Below are 18,243 nucleotides of genomic sequence, written 5' to 3' on the forward strand. Positions count from 1 at the left end.
GGGAAAAGCGACTGCAAGGGAGATGTGACGCTGCCATGACGATGAAGCTGGACTCCTGGCTCCTGGAGATCCTCGCCTGCCCCAACTGCGGCGGCGACCTGCGGGCCGACGAGCCGGCCGGCGAGCTGGTGTGCACCGGCTCGTGCGGCTACGCCTACCCCGTCCGGGACGACATCCCCGTTCTCCTCGTGGACGAGGCCAGGACCCCCGCCTCGTGAACACCCTCGACCCTTCGCGCCTTGAGGACGCGGAGACGGCCGAGGCCGCCGACCCCGGCGGGATGCTGCGGCAGGTCGCCTCGTCGGCCTCCCAGGTCAGGGAGGCGCAGCGGGCGGCCGCGGAGGCGGGCATCGCCGGCCTGGCCGAGGACGGCAGGCCCCGCGCGGTCGTGGTCGCCGGCATGGGCGCGTCGGGCGCCTCGGGCGACGTGCTCGCCGCCGTGTGCGGCGCGGGCTGCGCCGTCCCGGTGTTCACCGTGCGCGGATACCGGCTGCCCGGCTGGGTGGGTGCGGCCGACCTGGTCGTCGCGGTGTCCTGCTCCGGGAGCACGGAGGAGACGCTGGAGGTCGCCGCGGAGGCGGCCCGCCGCGGATGCCGGCTCCTGTTCGTCGGCGCGGCGGACTCGCCGCTCGCCGCCCTGGCCGGCCAGAGCCGCGGGGTTTTCGTCCCCGTCCGGTCGGCGGGGCAGCCCCGCTCGACGCTGTGGGGCCTGACCGTCCCGCTCGTCCTCGCCGCCCGGACCCTGCGCCTGGTGGACGTCCCCGACGCCGTGCTGGAGTCCACGGCCGGGCTGCTGGAGGACGTCGCGCACCGGTGCCGGCCGTCCAGCGAGCCGTTCGTCAACCCGGCCAAGCGGATCGCGCTCGATCTGGCGGGCGACGTGCCGATGGTGTGGGGCTCGTCCGCCGTGGCGGGCGCCGCGGCCTCCCGGCTGTGCGGCCAGCTGAACGCGAACGCCAAGTACCCGGCCGTCCTCGGCGAGGTCCCGGAGACGGGCCACGACCAGGTGATGGCGTTCGACGGGTTCTTCGCGCGGGCCGGGTCCTCGTCCGACCTGTCCGACCCCGATGACTTCTTCCGCGACCGTGTCGACGACCCCGAGCACGGCCTGCACCTCGTCGTCCTGCGGGACGTGGAAGAGCATCCGCGGGTGCGCAGGCGGTGCGACGCGTCCGCCATGATGGCCCGCGACCGGGGCGTCGCGGTCACCGAGCTGCGGGCCGAGGGGACCCACCCGCTGGAGAGAATCGCGACTCTGATCGCGTTGGCCGACTATGTCACGGTTTACTTGGCTATCGCGCTGGGCGTGGATCCGACGCCCGTGCCTGCCATCGAAGAGCTCAAAGCGAGGATTGCGTAGATGAGTGCTGAGGGTGGAACGAAGGCCATCGTCGCCGCGCTGGCCGCCAACCTCGGGATCGCGGTGTCGAAGGCCGTCGCGTTCGCGTTCACGGGTTCGTCGTCCATGCTGGCCGAGTCGATTCACTCGGTCGCCGACTCGGGCAACCAGGCCCTGCTGTTGATCGGCCGCAAACGGTCCGAACGGGACCGGACGCCGGAGCACCCGTTCGGCTACGGCCGCGAACGCTACTTCTACGCGTTCGTCGTCGCGGTCGTCCTGTTCACGGTGGGTGCGGCGTTCTCGCTGTACGAGGGCTACCACAAGATCTCCCACCCGGAGGAGGTCAAGGCCCCGGCCTGGGCGTTCGGCGTGCTGATCGTCGCGATCGTGCTGGAGACGTTCTCGTTCCGCACCGCGATCCAGGAGTCGAACGCGGTCCGCGGCGAGCAGTCGTGGTGGTCGTTCATCCGCCACGCCAAGGCGCCCGAACTCCCCGTCGTGCTGCTGGAGGACCTCGCCGCCCTCGTCGGCCTGTTCCTGGCCCTCTTCGGCGTGACGGCGGCCGTGGTCACCGGCGACGGCGTCTGGGACGGCGTCGGCACCGTGGCGATCGGCCTGCTGCTCGGCGTGGTCGCGACGATCCTGGCGATCGAGACCAAGAGCCTCCTGATCGGCGAGGGCGTCGACCCGCAGACCGAGCGGCGGATCGTCACCGCGCTGGAGTCGGTCGACGAGGTCGCCCGGCTCATCCACATCAGGACCGAGTACATCGGCCCGGACGCGCTGCTCATCGCCGCGAAGATCGCCGTCCACCACGACGACACGGCGGCCGAGGTGGCCCGCGGCATCGACGCCGCGGAGGCGAGGATCCGGGAGCAGTTCCCGGTGGCGAAGCTCATCTACCTGGAGCCGGCGCTCGACGAGCCGTCCGGTGCGGGCGCCGCGGACGGCGGCGCGACCCCGGACGGGGACGCGGACACCGGAGCGGACGCGGATGCGGGCGCGGACACCGGAACGGACGGGGGTTCGGGTGGAGACGCGGTCGTGACCCCGGACGCGCCGCCCTCGTCCTAGACGGGCCGGTTCCCTGCGGGCCCGGACATCGGCTGGGCCCGCCGCCGGCGGGCCTGTCATCGACGGGCCTGTCATCGGCACGGGACCCCTCGCCGGGCGACCGCGGAAGTGCCGGCCGACCCCAGCCCAGGCGAGACCGGCGAGTGCCTCCGAGGAGGCGGACCGCGGCCGTCCGGCGAGGTGCTTTCCCATGCCTCCCCGCCCGGACCCCTGAAAACCGGGCGGTTCTGGTGTGACCGCGGCGGTCCCGCCGAACCCCCTACGTCGGCGGCGACCACCGTCGCGGTCACGAGTAAGACACTACGTTCGCGGTGCTCTCCGGCACGTCCCCCTCAAGGAGGGATCACGGGTGGTACTCCAGGTGGATCCCCGTCACCCGCATACATCCGCACGGTGAGGTGTCCGCCCGCCTCAGCGGTCAGTATTGAGGGGTGAGCACCGATGACAAGGCCCGGACCGGACCCGACCCCGCGGGGTTCGGCCCAGCCGTCGCGCACCACGCGTGGCGGCTGTCCGGCCGGATCGTCGCGGGCGTCGGGCAACTCCTCCTCTGGATACTCACCGGCATCGGCACCCTGCTGCGCCCGCTCGCGGTCAAGCTCGGCGCGCGGCTGAACGGCTCGGCGGGACGCCGGCCGGCCCCGGGCATGCCCGGAGCGCCGCCCGCCCCGGCGGGGGCGACGGCGCCGCTGCCCCGGTGGATCAACGCCTGGAGGGAGGTCGCCGGCTCCTGGTACTTCGCCCCGCTGACCGGGCTCGCCCTGACGATCGCGGCGCTGGCGGAGCTGGCGCCGCGCGTCGACACGCCGCTCAGCCTCGCCGGCGGGTTCGCGGTCGCGGCGACGCTCCCGCTCGTCTGGCGCCGGGAGAACCTGCGGCCGGTCGCGGCGGTCGTGCTCAGCGCGTTCGCGGCGAGCCTGCTGACCGGGCAGATCCTCCTCGTCACCACCGGCTTCGCCGCCCTCTACACGCTGTACGCGCTGGGACGGCAGCTGCCCCGGCAGTCGACCGGCGTCCTCGCGGTCGGCAGCGTCGCCACCATCGCGGTGGTGTACCTCGCCGCCGGGACGCTCGACGACGTCCCGTGGCCCGCCCCGATCGTCGCCGTCCTCGCCGCCATCGGGCTCGGGGACGCGCGGCGCGTCGTCGAGACCGCCGGGCGGACGGAGGCGGAGGCCGCCGAACGCACCAACGAGACCCTCACCCGGCTCAACACCGTCCAGCGGGAGCAGGCCGTGATGCGGGAGCGCGCCCGCATCGCCCGCGAGCTGCACGACGTCGTCGCGCACTCCGTCTCCATGATCGCCGTGCAGGCGGAGACCGCCCCGTACACGATGGAGAACCTGTCGCCCGAGGCCCGCGCCGGCTACACCGAGATCGCCAAGACGGCCCGGGAGGCGCTGGTGGAGATGCGCCGGCTGCTGTCGGTGCTGCGCGCCGACGCCAAGCCCGAACCGGAGGCGGCCAACTCGCCGCAGCCGCGCCTGGACCGGCTGCCCGACCTCATCGACCAGCACCGCGGCGCCGGCGGCCATGTCGACCTCGCCGTGCACGGCGACCCGCGCGACCTGTCCGCGACGGTCGAGCTGTCGGCGTACCGGATCGTGCAGGAGGCGCTGACCAACGCGCGGCGGCACGCGCCCGGCGCCGGCGTCCGCGTCGACCTGACCTTCCTGCCGGACCGGCTCGCGGTCCGCGTCCGGGACGACGGCGCGTCCGCGCCCACCCAGGTCCTGAACCGGCAGGATCCCGGTTCCCGTACAGCGATACTGGACCCCGCGGGCCCGACCTCCGTGGACGCCGGACGCACCCGCCTGGAGTCGCCGGAGTCCGGTGGCGGACACGGCCTCGTGGGGATGCGAGAACGTGCGACGATGCTGGGCGGGCGGTTCTCCGCCGGCCCCGCCACCGAGGGCGGGTTCCTGGTGGAGGCCGAGCTTCCGCTGACGAGGGAGGGGAATTCCATCCGTGGACACGGTTCGCAGGCGCCCCCCGGCCGCTGATCCGGCCGCCCACCCGGGCGGACGCCTCCTCCACGAGCCCGCGGGGCGGCCCCGGTGATCAACGTGCTGATCGTCGACGACCAGACGATCGTGCGGGCCGGGTTCGCCGCCCTGCTCGACGCGCAGGACGACATCAGCGTGATCGGCGAGGCCGGCGACGGGCGCGAGGCCGTCCGGATCGCCGAGCGGAGCCGTCCCGACGTCGTCGTCATGGACATCCGGATGCCCGGCATGGACGGCATCGAGGCCACCCGCCGCATCCTCGCGCTGCCCGGCGCGGAGGGCGTCCGGGTGCTGGTGCTGACGACGTTCGACGTCGACGAGTACGTCTACGAGGCGCTCGCCGTCGGAGCGAGCGGCTTCCTGCTGAAGGACGCGACGGCCGACGAGCTGGTGTCCGCGGTCCGGGTGGTGGCGCGCGGCGACTCGCTGCTGGCGCCGCAGGTGACCGGGCGGCTCATCCGCGAGTTCACCAAGCAGCGGCGCAACCGGCCGCAGGCGCCGTCGGAGCTCGCCACGCTGACCGCGCGGGAGACCGAGGTGCTCGTGCTGATCGCGGGCGGCCTGTCCAACGGGGAGATCGCCGAGCGGCTCGTCGTCAGCGAGCACACCGTGAAGACGCACGTCGCACGCGTCTTCACCAAGCTCGGCCTGCGCGACCGGGCGCAGGCGGTGATGCTGGCGTACGAGTCCGGGGTGGTCGTTCCCGGCGAGAACGCCGCGGGCTAGCCGCGGGAGGGCGGGTACCCGCCGGGCGGCTGCGGCGGATACGACTGCGCGGGCGGCGGGTATCCGGGCTGCGCGGGCGGGTACGCGGGCTGTGCGGCGGGCTGCGCGGGCGGGTACGCCGGCGCGGGCGGGTACGCGGCGGGCTGCCCGGGGCCGGTCCCGTGCGGGGTGGCACGGTGGCGGGGCCCGGTGGACGCGCCGGCGATGAACACCACCCCGCCGATCGCCACGATCGGCCCGACGATCATCATGATGACGTTCTCGCGGCCGTTCTTCGACTTCTGCCCGTCGTAGGAGCGGTTGGTCGCGCGGCCGTCGCGGATCGTCGTGCACGTGTCGCCCGGCGACATCGTCCGGCTCCCGCACTTGACGTCGCGGTCGCCGCTCGATGCGACGCCGCCCACGAAGAGGCCGATGCCGATGACGATGCCGAGCACGCCGTAGACGATGGAACGCACTGTGCCGCCTCCTCCGGTTACGGCCGGGATCGTAGTGGCTACCGGCGGCGGAGAAGGCGCATCGCCTTCTCCTTCTCGAAGTCGAGGGCGCGGGTGGGCGGCGCGGACAGCCGCCCGATGCGTTCCCCCAGTTCGCGGACGTGCGCCTGCACCTGCGGCTCGGCCAGGACGCGCAGCCCGAACGCCAGCTCTGCCGGGCCGATGTCGTAGCGCTTCTCCAGTGCGAGGGCGAGCGCCACGGCGCGCAGCTCGGCGTCCCCGAACCGGCGGTGGCCTCCTCCGCTCCTGGTGAACGACGCGTCCCGGGTGGCGGGCAGCAGCCCGAGGGCCTCGCGGTAGCGGAGCATGCGGGGCGAGGTGCCGAGCCGCCGGGCGGCCTCCGTGATGCGCATACGGCAATTCTGACAAATTTGTGTGAGAAAGTCGCCTCCGACCGTGCTTCGAGGTGCCCGCCGCCCGTAGACTCGCGGCGTTGACGCCGCCTCGCACACACGTCAGGGCACACGCGTCAAGCCCTCGCGTACGACAGCGCGCACACGACCAAGGGAGCAACGAAAGCATGGACTACAAGGTCGCCGACCTGTCGCTGGCCGACTTCGGGCGCCGGGAGATCCGGCTCGCCGAGCACGAGATGCCGGGCCTGATGGCGGTGCGCGAGGAGTACTCCGCCGCCAAGCCGCTGCGCGGCGCCAAGATCATGGGCTCGCTGCACATGACGATCCAGACGGCCGTGCTCATCGAGACGCTGGTCGAGCTGGGCGCCGACGTCCGCTGGGTGTCCTGCAACATCTTCTCCACGCAGGACCACGCCGCCGCGGCGGTCGTCGTCGGCAAGGACGGCACGAAGGACGACCCGCAGGGCGTCCCGGTGTTCGCCTGGAAGGGCGAGACGCTCGAAGAGTACTGGTGGTGCACCGACCAGGCCCTTCAGTGGCCGGATGGCGCCGGCCCGAACATGATCCTGGACGACGGCGGCGACGCGACCCTCCTCGTCCACAAGGGCGCCGAGTACGAGAAGGCGGGCGCCGTCCCGGCGGCCACCGAGGACGACCCCGAGGAGTGGGGCATCATCCTCGACACCCTCCGCCGCACCATCGCCGACAAGCCCGGCCGCTGGACCGAGACCGCCACCGGGATCAAGGGCGTCACCGAGGAGACCACCACCGGCGTCCACCGCCTGTACGAGATGGCGAAGGCCGGCACCCTCGCCTTCCCGGCGATCAACGTCAACGACTCGGTCACCAAGTCGAAGTTCGACAACAAGTACGGCTGCCGCCACTCCGTCATCGACGGCCTCAACCGCGCCACCGACGTCCTCATCGGCGGCAAGGTCGCCGTCGTCTGCGGCTATGGCGACGTCGGCAAGGGCTGCGCCGACGCGCTGCGCGGCCAGGGCGCCCGCGTCGTCGTCACCGAGATCGACCCGATCTGCGCGCTGCAGGCCGCCATGGACGGCTTCCAGGTCACCACCCTGGACGAGGTCGTCGACAAGGCCGACATCTTCGTCACGACCACCGGCAACTTCAACATCATCACGGCCGACCACATGGCCCGGATGAAGCACCAGGCGATCGTGTCCAACATCGGGCACTTCGACAACGAGATCGACATGGCCGGCCTCGCGAAGACCCCGGGCATCGAGAAGATCGAGATCAAGCCGCAGGTGCACGAGTGGCGCTTCACCGACGGCCACTCCATCATCGTGCTCGCCGAGGGCCGCCTGATGAACCTCGGCTGCGCCACCGGCCACCCGTCCTTCGTGATGTCGAACTCCTTCACCAACCAGGTGATCGCGCAGATCGAGCTCTTCACCAAGACCGACGAGTACCCGATCGGCGTGTACGTCCTTCCGAAGCACCTGGACGAGAAGGTCGCCCGCCTCCACCTCGACGCCCTCGGCGTCAAGCTCACCGAGCTCACCAAGGAGCAGGCCGACTACATCGGCGTCCACGTCGAGGGGCCGTACAAGCCCGACCACTATCGTTACTGAGTTTTTTGCATTCCTCTCCTCCTTCGGGCCTGGCGGCCCTCCATCGTCGAGAAACGCGGGCGATCGCTGGCATCGCATCCGACTCGCCTAGCGGCTCGCTGCGCGATCAGGTTCTCGCAAGCTCGAACCTGGCTTCGCACGCGATCGCGGGTGTTGGGGTGGTCGCGGGGTTGCTGTGGTGGCTGAGGTTGTCGCGCAGCGACGACCATGGTGGTTGGGGGAGAGTGGGCGTGGCTAAGCTGCCGGGCGGGTTTCGGTCCGTCCGGCAGCTGCATTTGGGGGTGTGATGAGCGATATCGCGGATGTCTCGCTGGCGTATGAGGGCGTCAAGCGGATCGAGTGGGCCGATCGGAGCATGCCCGTGCTGCGGCAGGTGCGGGAGCGGTTCGCCGCCGAGCGCCCGCTGGACGGGCTGAAGGTCGCGGCGTGCATGCACATCACGACCGAGACCGCCGGGCTCATCCGCACCCTCCAGGCGGGCGGGGCGAGCGTGGCGCTCGCGGCGTCCAACCCACTGTCCACGCAGGACGACACCGCCGCGGCGCTGGTGCGGGAGTACGGGGCGGAGGTCTTCGCGCGGGCGGGCACCGATCGCGAGGGGTACTACGCGCACATCCACCAGGCGCTGGAGACCGGGCCGGACCTCGTCCTGGACGACGGCTGCGACCTGGTCAACACGCTGCACATCGACCGGACGGACCTGCTCGGCACCGTGAAGGCGGGCTGCGAGCAGACGACGACGGGCGTCATCCGGCTGCACCAGATGGCTCTGGAGGGCGCGCTGAAGTTCCCGATGGTCGCGGTGAACGACACCGACACCAAGCACATGTTCGACAACCGGTACGGGACCGGCCAGTCGACGCTGGACGGCATCGTCCGGGCCACGAACACGCTGCTCGCCGGCAAGACCATCGTGATCGCGGGGTTCGGGTACTGCGGGCGCGGCCTCGCCGAGCGGGCCCGCGGACTGGGGGCGCGGGTGGTCGTCACCGAGATCGACCCCGTGAAGGCACTCGACGCGGCGTTGCAGGGCTTCGCCGTGCAGCCGATGGCGGAGGCCGCGGCGGAGGGCGACGTCTTCATCACGGTGACCGGCAACCGCGACGTGGTGAACGGCGACCACCTCGCCGTGATGAAGGACGGCGCGATCCTCGCGAACTCCGGGCACTTCGACGTCGAGATCGACGTGCGGGCGCTCGGTGACATGGCCGTCGAGGTGCACCGAGGCGTGCGCCCGCAGACCGACGAGTACGTCCTCGCCGACGGCCGGCGCCTCGTCCTGCTCGCCGAGGGGCGGCTGGTCAACCTGGCCGCCGCGGAGGGGCACCCGGCGGCGGTGATGGACATGTCGTTCGCCGACCAGGCGCTCACCTGCGCGTGGCTCGCGACCGCGCACGCGACGCTGTCCCCGGCCGTCCACGACGTGCCCAAGGAGATCGACACGGAGGTGGCGCGGCTCAAGCTGGCCTCGATGTCCATCTCCATCGACCGGCTCACCCCGGACCAGGAGGACTACCTGCACTCCTGGCGTCTCGGATCCTGATGCCCTCCGGCACGTACCTGCACCTGGACGGGGAGCTGGAGGAGCGCTTCCGGTGCGCGCCAGGCCCCGGCGGGTGGCGCTACACCTCCACGCGGTCCGACGGCGTCCGCCTGGACCTGGTCGTGGACGCGCGCTGGCGCCAGATCCGCGTCGAGCTGGTCACGCCGGAGTGGTGGCTGCGGGGCGGCGTCACCGGTCCCGAGCTGGCCTGGGTGCGGGCGGCCGGGGAGACGGGCACCGAGCACGGCGAGCGCGCGGCCGGGTTCGTCTCCGACTCGCCCGGGTTCCTCGTCGCCGTCGCCCGCTCCCTCGACCTCGGCGAGAACGAGCAGGCCGACGTCCGACTCGTCCGGCTGAGCGGGACGGCGCTGGCGGCGCTGACCGCCACGTGGCGCTGGCGGCTCGCCGGGACGTCCTCCCACGAGACCGAGACCGAGCCGCTGCGGGTCTCGGAGTACGAGGTCACCGACCTGTCCACGGGCGAGGTCGAGACGGTCCACCTCGCCGGCGACGTCGTCCTGGCCGCGCCGGGGATCGAGCTGACCGACCTGGAATCGCCTCCCGGCTTCCTTAGCTGACGCCGTCCTAGGCGGTTGGTATCTTCATCCCGCTTCGAGATCAAAGGGGAGGCGGGCGGTGTACGGACAGGTACCGGACGGTCAAGGCCGGCCAGGGAACCCCGCACCGCCGCCGGGCCCCGCGGTCCCGCCGCCCGGCGGGCACGCGGCCTATGGCCCGCCCGGGCCCGTCCCGGCCCCCAAGAGGCCTTCGCCGCTGGTGTGGGTCGCGGTGGCCGCCGCGGGCGCCCTCATGCTCGGCGGCCTCGTCGTCGTGATGCTCCTGCCGGGCGGCGACCCGAGCGGGCCGGTGAAGGCCGGGCAGTGCGTCGACACCGGCTTCGGGTCGGAGGGGAGTGACCGCATCCCGGCCAGCCTCCGCGTGAGCTGCGACGACGCCGGAGCGAAGGCCAGGGTCGTGAAGATCACCGACAAGGGGGAGGCCTCGGGCTTCGGCTACGGCACCCGCGCCGAGCCCGACTGCCCGGCCGGGACGGACGGCGTCACGAACGTCCGCGAGAAGAAGGACGGCAAGCGGTACTACGAGGCCTGCGTCCGCAACCTCAAGGGACCCCACCCGGGCGACCCCGGCGCGGGCGGCGCCTTCCTGTCGGTCGGCGACTGCGTGAGCAGCGGCTCCATCGGCTTCGGCAAGGAGCAGCCGTGCTCCGAGGACGACTGGTACGGCAAGGTGATCGCCCGCGTCGACGGCGAGAAGTCGTGCCCGTCCCAGACGCTGGAGGCCATGAGGCTGCGCTCCTTCGGCGGCGGGAACATCGCCCGGCCCGTGCTGTGCCTCGGCCCGGGAGGCGGCGTCCTGTCGCCCGGCGACTGCATCGAGGACCCCTCGTTCACCATCGGCGACCTGGACAAGGCCGAGTGCGGGTCCGGCCAGGCCGTCGCCAAGGTCGTCGGACGGGTGACGGCCGAGCGCGAATGCCCGGCCGAGGCCACCCACTTCATGACCAGCGAGGGCGCCTTCAAGCCGGTGCTGTGCATGAAGAAGCTGCGCCCCACCCTGACCGAGAAGCTCCGGTCGCTCCCGAGCTGACGCCTCAGTAGCCCTGATACGGCCCCTGCGGCGTCGGGGCACCCGCCGGGCCCATCGGGTAGGGGCCGGGCCGCGGGGGCGCGTTCAGGACGTTCTGGTAGGGCCCCGCGCCGTAGTCGGACGGCGGAAGGAACTGCGGCTGCCCCGGCCCGGGGGTGCTGAACGGCGGCGGGGCCGGCGGACCCTGTCGCGGCGGCCCCGACGGCGCGGGCCCGGCCATCGCCATCGCGGGCGCCTGCGCGGGAGCGGCACCCCACGCCTGCGGCCCGAACCGGCGCATCCGCCGCGCCCACCGCTCGGCCAGCCGCCGCTCCTCCCGGTGGCGGCGCTCGGCGAGCACGGCCGACAGCAGGATCTCGGGCCGCACCCCCGGCGGCGGAGGCGGGCTCACCACCGCGACGACCTGCGACGCGATCCGCTCCCCCAGCGAGTCGCGGACCTCCGGCAGCAGCTCCCAGAACCGGGACAGGTACTGCCGCGCCGTCATCGCCAGCTCGTCCGACAGCATCGACAGCTCCAGCGTCCGGGCCCACCAGGCGAGCTGCGGCGGCATCACGGCGACCGGCCCGTACAGCATCGACACCGGGACCCGCTCCTGGATGACGATCGTCCCGGCGAACAGGTCGCCGAGCCGCTTGCCGCGCCGGTTGCAGAACGATGTGATCAGCGCCGGCGAGCCGTAGAACATCCAGAACTCGACCACCCCCGCCAGCGCCCGCAGCAGCGCCTGCCGGAACCGGATCGGCCCGCCGTCGTCGGCGACCACGCGCAGGCCGAGGGCCATCTTCCCGAGCGTCCGGCCCCGCGTCAGCGTCTCGAACAGGCACGGGTACCCGACGAAGACGGCGGCGACGACCAGGATGGTCAGCCCGGCCGTCCACGCGTCGTCCGCGACGAGCGACGTCATCAGCGTGACGTAGAGGAGGACGTTGAGCAGGACCGCCTGGAAGAGCAGGTCGAGCAGGATGGCGCAGCCACGGCTGGCCAGCCGCGCGACGCGCAGGTCGAGCGCTACGGCCTCGCCGGTGACGAGTTCGGCCATGTCCCGTGCCTCCAATGCCGGTGGACGACCCATTTTGCCGGTTCTACGGACCGAGGCGTTAGTCTCCCCGGGTGGACGTCGACGCCTACGTGGCCGCGCACAACGCCGAATGGCAGCGCCTGGAGTGGCTCATCAACCACAGCCGCAGGCTGAGCGGCGCGGAAGCCGACGAACTGGTCGAGCTCTACCAGCGGACGGCGACGCACCTGTCGGTCGTCCGGTCCAGCTCGCCCGACCCGCAGCTGCTGAGCCGCCTCTCGTCGCTCGTGGCGCGGGGCAGGGCCGCCGTGGCCGGCGCGCAGGCCCCGCTCTGGCGGGACGTCCGCCGCTTCGCGACCGTGTCGTTCCCCGCGACCGCCTACCGGATGCGGTGGTGGTGGCTCGGCAACGCCGTCCTCGGCAACCTGGTCGCGCTGGCCCTGGCCATCTGGGTCGTGCACAGCCCGGAGGTGCAGGCCAGCGTCGGCACCCCGGCCGAGATCCGCGAGCTCGTCGAGCACGACTTCGCGAACTACTACACCGAGCATTCGGCGTCGTCGTTCGCGTTCCAGGTGTGGACCAACAACGCCTGGGTCTCCGCGATCGCGCTGATCTTCGGGATCCTGCTCGGCATCCCCACCGTGTACGTCCTGCTGCTGAACCAGCTCAACCTCGGCCTCATCGGCGGCCTGATGTTCGCCTACGGCAAGGGCGACGTGTTCTTCGGCCTGATCCTCCCGCACGGCCTGCTGGAGCTGACCGCCGTCTACCTCGCCTGCGCCGGCGGCCTCAAACTCGGCTGGACGATCATCGACCCCGGGCCGCGGCGCCGCGGCCAGGCCCTCGCCGAGGAAGGCCGCGCCGCGGTCAGCATCGCCATCGGCCTCGTCGCCGTCCTGCTCGTCTCCGGCCTCATCGAGGGCTTCGTGACCGGCTGGGTGCACACCACCTGGCTGCGCATCGCCATCGGCGTCGTCGCCGAGGCCGCCTTCCTCACCTACGTGATCGTCCTCGGCCGCCGCGCCGTCCGCGCCGGCGAGACCGGCGACGCCGACCTCCGCCCCGACCAACAGCCGGTGACGGCATGAGGTGTTGACGCCTACGACGGGCTACAGGCGGCCGGCGGCTTTTAGGGCCAGGTAGGCGTCTGCTAGGGCGGGCGCTATTTCTTCCGGTGGGGCGTCCACCACCTCTACGCCGTGGCCGCGTAGTTCCGCCGTGAGGCGGCGGCGTTCGGCGCGGGCGCGTTCGGCGGCGGCCGCGTCGTAGACGGCGGCCAGGTCGCCGCGGCTCCCGGCCATCTCGCCGACCCGCGGGTCCGACACCGCGGCGATCATGACGAGGTGGCGGGCGGTGAGCTGCGGGAGCAGGGGCAGCAGGCCCTCCTCGATCGCGGCCGTGTTCAGCTCGGTGAGCAGCACGACCAGGCAGCGCTGGCGGACGCGCGCCAGCAGCGTCGACACCATCCCGGCGGCGTCGAATTCGAGGAGCTCCGGCTCCAGCGGCGCGAGGGCGTGGACCAGCGAGGGCAGCAGGTCCGTGCGGGACGCGCCCTCGACGCGGGTGCGGACGCGCCGGTCGTAGGCGAGCAGGTCGACGCGGTCGCCGGCGCGGGACGCGAGGGCGCCGAGCAGCAGCGCGGCGTCCATCGAGCAATCGAGCCGGGGGATGTCGCCGACGCGGCCCGCGGACGTGCGGCCGGTGTCGAGCACCATGTAGATCCGCCGGTCGCGCTCGGGGCGCCACGTCCGGACCACCACGTCGTGGCGGCGCGCCGTGGCCCGCCAGTCGATGGAGCGGACGTCGTCGCCGTCCACGTACTCGCGCAGGGAGTCGAACTCGGTGCCCTGCCCGCGGATCAGCGCCACGTGCGCGCCGGTCAGCTCGCGCAGCCGGGCGAGCTTGGCCGGGAGGTGGCGGCGGGACGGGAACGCGGGCAGGGCGCGGACCGTCCAGGGCGCCTTGCGGGAGAGCTGCCGGGCGGCCAGCCCGAGCGGCCCGACGGAGCGGACGACGACGGTGACCGCCTTCCGGTCGCCGCGGCGGGTCGGCGTCAAGGTCATCTCGACGCGGCGCCGCTCGCCGGCGGGCACGTTCACCTTGACCGTGCGGGGCGCGGCGCCCGCGCTGGGCGGCCACACGTCCCGCAGGCGGGCCTTGAGGCGCCGCCGCCCGAGGTTCTCCACGATCAGCGACACCGTGGCGGTCTCGCCCAGGCGCACGTTGGTGTCGCCGGCGCGGTGGAACCGCAGGGCCCGCACGTTCCCGGCCATGGTCAGGTCGGCGACGACGCCGAGCAGCAGGACGCCCCACACCGCGAACAGCGTCCACCAGCTCGGCGCGAACAGCGGGACGAGCGCGCCGAGCAGGGCCAGCAGCCCCAGGCGTCCGGTCAGCGCCATCAGCGCGGGGCGGGGACGTGGGCGAGGATGCCCTCCAGCACGCCGTCGGCCGTCGCGCCCTCCAGTTCCGCCTCGGGACGCAGCTGGACGCGGTGCCGCAGCGTCGGCCTGGCCAGCGCCTTCACATCGTCCGGCGTGACGTAGTCGCGGCCCGACAGCCACGCCCAGGCGCGCGAGGTGGCCAGCAGCGCCGTCGCGCCGCGCGGCGACACGCCGAGCTGGAGCGACGGGGACTGCCGCGTCGCCCTGCACAGGTCGACCACGTAGGCGGCGACCTTGGGATCGAGGTGCACGGACCGCACCGAGGCCCGGCCGGCGGCCAGCTCGTCGGCGCCCGCCACCGCCTTCACCTCCGACAGGTCGCGCGGGTCGAACCCGGCCGCGTGCCGCTGGAGCATGGAGATCTCCTCGTCCCGCGTGGGGACGGGCACGGTCAGCTTGACCAGGAACCGGTCGAGCTGCGCCTCGGGCAGCGGATAGGTGCCCTCGTACTCGATCGGGTTCTGGGTCGCGCAGACGACGAACGGGTCGGGCAGGGGGCGCGCGGAGCCCTCCACGGAGACCTGCCGCTCCTCCATGGCCTCCAGGAGGGACGCCTGGGTCTTCGGCGGCGTCCGGTTGATCTCGTCGGCCAGCAGGAGGTTGGTGAAGACCGGGCCCTCGCGGAACTCGAACTCCACGGTCCGGTTGTCGTAGACCAGCGACCCGGTCACGTCGCCCGGCATCAGGTCGGGGGTGAACTGGACCCGCTTGAAGTCCAGGTCCAGCGCCCGCGACAGCGTCTTGATGAGCAGCGTCTTGGCCGTGCCGGGGACGCCCTCCAGCAGCACGTGGCCGCGGCAGAGCAACGCGATGACCAGGCCGGTCACCACGGAATCCTGGCCGACGACCGTCTTGGCGACCTCTCCGCGCAGCGCGGTCAGCGCCGCGCGGGCCGTCTCGGCCTGCTGCCGGGCCTCCTCGGACGGCACGCCGGGCCCCGTGCCGCCGGCGCCCGGCACGTCGTCCTTCCCGAGCTCTACAGGGTGGTTCAAGACTGGCGTACCTGCCTTTCCAGGTCGTCGAGGACGTCGGTGAGGGCGATCAGCCCGGCGTCGTCCAAGGGTTCAGGACCGTACAGGGCCGCCCCGACGTACGTCTCGTCGTACATCGTGCGGCGGGCGACCGCCGTGACGATCTCCTGCGCGGCCGAAGGGTCCTGCGCGCTGCTGCGGGGGAGCCCGAGCAGGGGGACGAGCCGCTCGCGGGCCCCGGAGCGCAGCGCGTCCGAGGCGCGGTCGCGGGCGCGCCCGGCGCGGTAGAGGCGGGCGCGGCCCTCGACCGTCTCGGCGGACCGGACGACGACGGGCAGCGCCTCCGCCACGACCGGGCCGAGCCTGCGCGCCCGCCACAGGGCCACCAGGACCACCGCGACGAGCAGTTCGAGGATGAGCAGCTTGACGCCGAACGGGAGGAGGTCGCCGATCGACTGCTGCCCGGCGCCCGAGCCCGCCTCCGGCAGGTCCGGCACCAGCCAGACCACGGAGGAGCCGCCCCCACTGGCCAGGCTCATGGCCAGCGCCGCGTTGCCCTCCTCGGTGAGGCGCCGGTTGGTCAGCGGCGCCGCGGAGCCGAGGACGGTCACCGTGCTCGCGCCGTTCTGGACCCGGACGAGCCGGGGAGCGCCGTACTCCGTCTGGTAGCAGGACGTGCCGGAGCCCGTGACGTCGTAGGTGTCCGACTGGTGGAAGGCGACCTTCCCCGCGAGCGTCGCCGCGTCCAGGGCGCAGCCCGGCTCGTCGGCCTCCTCGTACGTCGGCCCGTCCCGGCGCACCTGGGGCGCGAGCGCGTCCAGCGCGAACGACGTCGGCCGGACGAGGAGCATGAAGACCGGCGCGGCGCGGAGCCGGCCCAGGTCCTCCTCGGTGAGCCGCTCCGAACGGGTCACGACCATGGCCGAGCCGGGCGTGGCGGCGGCGAGGGCGTCGTCGGTGCTCCTGGCGACCGTCACCTGGGTGCCGTTCTGCCGGAGGATCTCCGCGAGCGCCCGGCTGCCGTCCGGCTTCGGCGACCCGGGGTCGAGCGCGTCCGCCGACGTCGCCGGCCGCAGCGCGGCGAGGACGATCGCGATCACGATCATCGCGAGGACGACCGCGACGACGCCGCGTGCCGACCGCCAGCGCCGCCCGGCGACCTGCCGGGCGGACGGCTCGGCCCCCTCCGCCCGGCCGCTCCGCGGCGGGGACGCCGTCACCATCGCGGGCCCCCTTCGTCGTCGGCCCCGGCGAGCGCGAGGTCGTCCGCCTCCAGCGGTTTCGGCCGCGCCGCCCGCAGCCGCTCGTCCAGCTCCGTCATCCGCGCGTACCCCTCCGGCGTCCCCGGGCGGTCGCCGTACCAGACGTCGTCGAAGATCCGCACGCCGGCGCCCAGGTCCTCGGCGAGGTCGGGGACGGCCTCCCCGGCCTCCGCCGCCAGCTCGTCCGCGGTCCGCCCCGGACGCGCGGCGAGGACCGCGCGCTCCTCCAGGTCGCGGGCGATCGCGCGGAGCCGTTCGCGGATCGCCTCGGCCCACTGCCCGGCCTCGGCGTAGCGCTCCGCCGCGTCCCGGTGGTCGACCGCGCGGGACGGCCCGTCCTCCAGCAGCGGGTCCTTGCGGGAGCGCGGGTTGCGGCGCCCCCGCATCAGCCACACGATCAGCGCGACGGCGATGAGCGCGATCACGACCATGATGGCGATGGAGAGCCAGCCGCCGCCGTCGCCCTGCCCCTGGGGGTCCGGCGCCCGGCTCGTCAGCTCCCGCAGCCACTCGGTGAAGTCGTCCCAGGCGCGCTCCAGCCAGGACGGCTTGTCGCGCTGGTAGACCTGCTTCTCCAGCTCGCGGCGGGCCATCTCGCGGGCCTCGTCGCGGCCGATCGGATCGAGCATCATGAACCGGTCCCCGTCCACGGGCGTGCCTGTACCGGACCGGTCCGCCACAGGCCGGCGAACCCCTCCGGGTCCTCCCCGTCGTCCGCGTGCCCGTCGTCCGCGTGCCCGTCACCGCGTTCGCCGGCGGCGACGGCCGCGGCGGAACGTCCTCGGGTGCGCAGGTCGAGGTCGAAGCCCTCGCGGCGCATCCGGCGGTCCATGTAGACCAGCGCGATCACGCCCGCGTCGAACGGGATCACCACCGACCAGCTCACGATCCGCCCGAGCGTGTCCACCGCGAGCGCGCCCATCGTCGAGCCGCTGCCAGAGGAGTCGCCGAAGAAGACCAGCTGCACGAACAGGAACGGGATCCGGAGCGCGAAGAAGCCCATGAACACGGTGACCAGCGTGGCCAGCAGGAGCGCTCCGAACGTCCGCCACCATCGTCTCTTGGAGAGCGTGACCGCCCGGCGCAGCGCACCGCTCACGGTCTGCCGTTCCAGGACGACCGCCGGCACGGCCTGCACGAACAGAATGTAGAGCCACACCATCAGCCCGAGGCCGATGGGGATGCCGAATATCCCCGCTAGCACCCCGAAGGCAGGGCGAGCCCCCGCGGCGATCAGCAGGATGAACGGCGCGATAGGCAGGACGAGCGCGCCCAGCGAGATGCCGATGACGGCCACCGCGGTGGCGACCAGCCGTCCCAGGCTCGGCCGCGCGTCCCGCCACGCCTGCCGCGGCGCGACCGGCAGGCCCACCAGCTCCCGGCCCAGGATCGGCGCGACCAGCCCCGACAGCAGCAGGATCCCGAACGCCGACAGCACCAGCCCCAGCACCGTCAGCGTGGACTGCGCGCCGATCGACTCCAGCAGCACGTCCGGCGTGACCTCGTCGCGGGCCTCGTCGCCGATGAAGAAGTAGGCGGCGATCGAGCTCGTCACCTGGATCGCCGTGCTGGCGGCCACCGACAGGCCCAGCGTCGTGCGCGGCCGGCGCCGGATCCCGGTGATCGCGCCGTCGAGTATCTCCGAGAGAGACATCGGACGGAACGGGACATTCCGCACCACATCGGTGGCGTCGTCGTCCCAGCTTCCCGTTCCCGGCATCCCGTCTCCCTGCGATTTACGGCGGGGTCTGCGGCGCGTCCGGCCGGGCCCTCTTCCGGCCCCGGCACGTCCGCCGGT

18 protein-coding genes are annotated in these 18,243 nt (G+C 73.1%); 10 read left to right on the plus strand and 8 right to left on the minus strand.

Annotated elements, in window-relative coordinates:
* The first annotated feature begins 35 nt into the window (after positions 1-35).
* The 5 genes from BM339_RS10515 (at position 36) to BM339_RS10535 (ending at position 5,148) form a co-directional block, all read left to right on the plus strand.
* Positions 36-218 (plus strand): Trm112 family protein, encoded by a 183-nt coding sequence (locus BM339_RS10515; protein WP_021595990.1) that lies wholly within the window; start codon positions 36-38, stop codon positions 216-218.
* Positions 215-1,360 carry an SIS domain-containing protein gene (locus tag BM339_RS10520; RefSeq protein WP_075020723.1) on the plus strand — a complete coding sequence of 382 codons (1,146 nt, stop codon included), beginning with the start codon at positions 215-217 and terminating at the stop codon, positions 1,358-1,360. The genes BM339_RS10515 and BM339_RS10520 overlap by 4 nt, the downstream gene beginning before the upstream one ends.
* Positions 1,361-2,416, plus strand: coding sequence for a cation diffusion facilitator family transporter (locus BM339_RS10525; RefSeq protein ID WP_021595988.1), 1,056 nt, complete (start codon positions 1,361-1,363; stop codon positions 2,414-2,416). It abuts the gene before it with no gap.
* A gap of 431 nt (positions 2,417-2,847) precedes the next feature.
* Positions 2,848-4,419, plus strand: a complete 1,572-nt coding sequence (locus BM339_RS10530) for a sensor histidine kinase (protein ID WP_021595987.1) — start codon at positions 2,848-2,850, stop codon at positions 4,417-4,419.
* 54 nt (positions 4,420-4,473) lie between these two features.
* Positions 4,474-5,148, plus strand: coding sequence for a response regulator (locus BM339_RS10535; RefSeq protein ID WP_075020724.1), 675 nt, complete (start codon positions 4,474-4,476; stop codon positions 5,146-5,148).
* On the opposite strand, the gene BM339_RS10540 is transcribed toward BM339_RS10535, so the two are convergent.
* Together BM339_RS10540 and BM339_RS10545 are read right to left on the minus strand one after the other, a co-directional pair.
* A complete protein-coding gene (locus tag BM339_RS10540) occupies positions 5,145-5,606 on the minus strand; it encodes a hypothetical protein (protein WP_075020725.1) in 462 nt (153 codons plus the stop codon). The two genes, BM339_RS10535 and BM339_RS10540, sit on opposite strands and share 4 nt — an antisense overlap.
* A 38-nt stretch (positions 5,607-5,644) precedes the next feature.
* Positions 5,645-5,998, minus strand: a complete 354-nt coding sequence (locus BM339_RS10545; protein WP_021595984.1) for a MerR family transcriptional regulator — start codon at positions 5,996-5,998, stop codon at positions 5,645-5,647.
* A gap of 167 nt (positions 5,999-6,165) precedes the next feature.
* Between BM339_RS10545 and ahcY (BM339_RS10550) the strand changes: the two genes are divergently transcribed.
* The 4 genes from ahcY (BM339_RS10550) (at position 6,166) to BM339_RS10565 (ending at position 10,747) form a co-directional block, all read left to right on the plus strand.
* Positions 6,166-7,596, plus strand: a complete 1,431-nt coding sequence (gene ahcY, locus BM339_RS10550) for an adenosylhomocysteinase (protein WP_021595983.1) — start codon at positions 6,166-6,168, stop codon at positions 7,594-7,596.
* Between the two features lie 286 nt (positions 7,597-7,882).
* On the plus strand, positions 7,883-9,139 hold the full coding sequence (gene ahcY, locus BM339_RS10555) for an adenosylhomocysteinase (RefSeq protein ID WP_024934321.1): 1,257 nt from the start codon (positions 7,883-7,885) through the stop codon (positions 9,137-9,139).
* Positions 9,139-9,717: a hypothetical protein gene (locus tag BM339_RS10560; RefSeq protein WP_021595981.1), complete on the plus strand. Its 579-nt coding sequence runs from the start codon at positions 9,139-9,141 to the stop codon at positions 9,715-9,717. The genes ahcY (BM339_RS10555) and BM339_RS10560 overlap by 1 nt, the downstream gene beginning before the upstream one ends.
* A gap of 58 nt (positions 9,718-9,775) precedes the next feature.
* A complete protein-coding gene (locus BM339_RS10565) occupies positions 9,776-10,747 on the plus strand; it encodes an LppU/SCO3897 family protein (RefSeq protein ID WP_143118351.1) in 972 nt (323 codons plus the stop codon).
* A 4-nt stretch (positions 10,748-10,751) separates the two neighbouring features.
* On the opposite strand, the gene BM339_RS10570 is transcribed toward BM339_RS10565, so the two are convergent.
* Positions 10,752-11,789 (minus strand): RDD family protein, encoded by a 1,038-nt coding sequence (locus tag BM339_RS10570; protein ID WP_075020727.1) that lies wholly within the window; start codon positions 11,787-11,789, stop codon positions 10,752-10,754.
* Between the two features lie 71 nt (positions 11,790-11,860).
* Between BM339_RS10570 and BM339_RS10575 the strand changes: the two genes are divergently transcribed.
* Positions 11,861-12,856 carry a stage II sporulation protein M gene (locus BM339_RS10575; protein ID WP_075020728.1) on the plus strand — a complete coding sequence of 332 codons (996 nt, stop codon included), beginning with the start codon at positions 11,861-11,863 and terminating at the stop codon, positions 12,854-12,856.
* A gap of 21 nt (positions 12,857-12,877) precedes the next feature.
* Here the strand turns inward: BM339_RS10575 and BM339_RS10580 are convergent, their stop codons facing one another.
* The 5 genes from BM339_RS10580 to BM339_RS10600 are packed head-to-tail and all read right to left on the minus strand — an operon-like array spanning position 12,878 to position 18,165.
* Complete coding sequence (locus BM339_RS10580) at positions 12,878-14,170, minus strand: DUF58 domain-containing protein (RefSeq protein ID WP_021598333.1); 1,293 nt, start codon at positions 14,168-14,170, stop codon at positions 12,878-12,880.
* Positions 14,170-15,171, minus strand: a complete 1,002-nt coding sequence (locus BM339_RS10585; protein WP_021598334.1) for an AAA family ATPase — start codon at positions 15,169-15,171, stop codon at positions 14,170-14,172. The genes BM339_RS10580 and BM339_RS10585 overlap by 1 nt, the downstream gene beginning before the upstream one ends.
* A gap of 29 nt (positions 15,172-15,200) precedes the next feature.
* The gene (locus BM339_RS10590; protein ID WP_075020729.1) at positions 15,201-16,406 is read right to left on the minus strand and encodes a DUF4350 domain-containing protein; all 1,206 of its coding nucleotides are present in this window, start codon (positions 16,404-16,406) and stop codon (positions 15,201-15,203) included.
* Positions 16,400-17,077 carry a DUF4129 domain-containing protein gene (locus BM339_RS10595; RefSeq protein ID WP_024934325.1) on the minus strand — a complete coding sequence of 226 codons (678 nt, stop codon included), beginning with the start codon at positions 17,075-17,077 and terminating at the stop codon, positions 16,400-16,402. Before BM339_RS10595 ends, BM339_RS10590 begins: the two co-directional genes overlap by 7 nt.
* Entirely contained in the window at positions 17,074-18,165 is a 1,092-nt protein-coding gene (locus tag BM339_RS10600; RefSeq protein ID WP_075020730.1) for a hypothetical protein, read from the minus strand. The genes BM339_RS10595 and BM339_RS10600 overlap by 4 nt, the downstream gene beginning before the upstream one ends.
* Between the last annotated feature and the right edge of the window lie 78 nt (positions 18,166-18,243).

The sequence above is a fragment of the Actinomadura madurae genome (assembly GCF_900115095.1).
Classification (GTDB): Bacteria; Actinomycetota; Actinomycetes; order Streptosporangiales; family Streptosporangiaceae; genus Spirillospora; species Spirillospora madurae.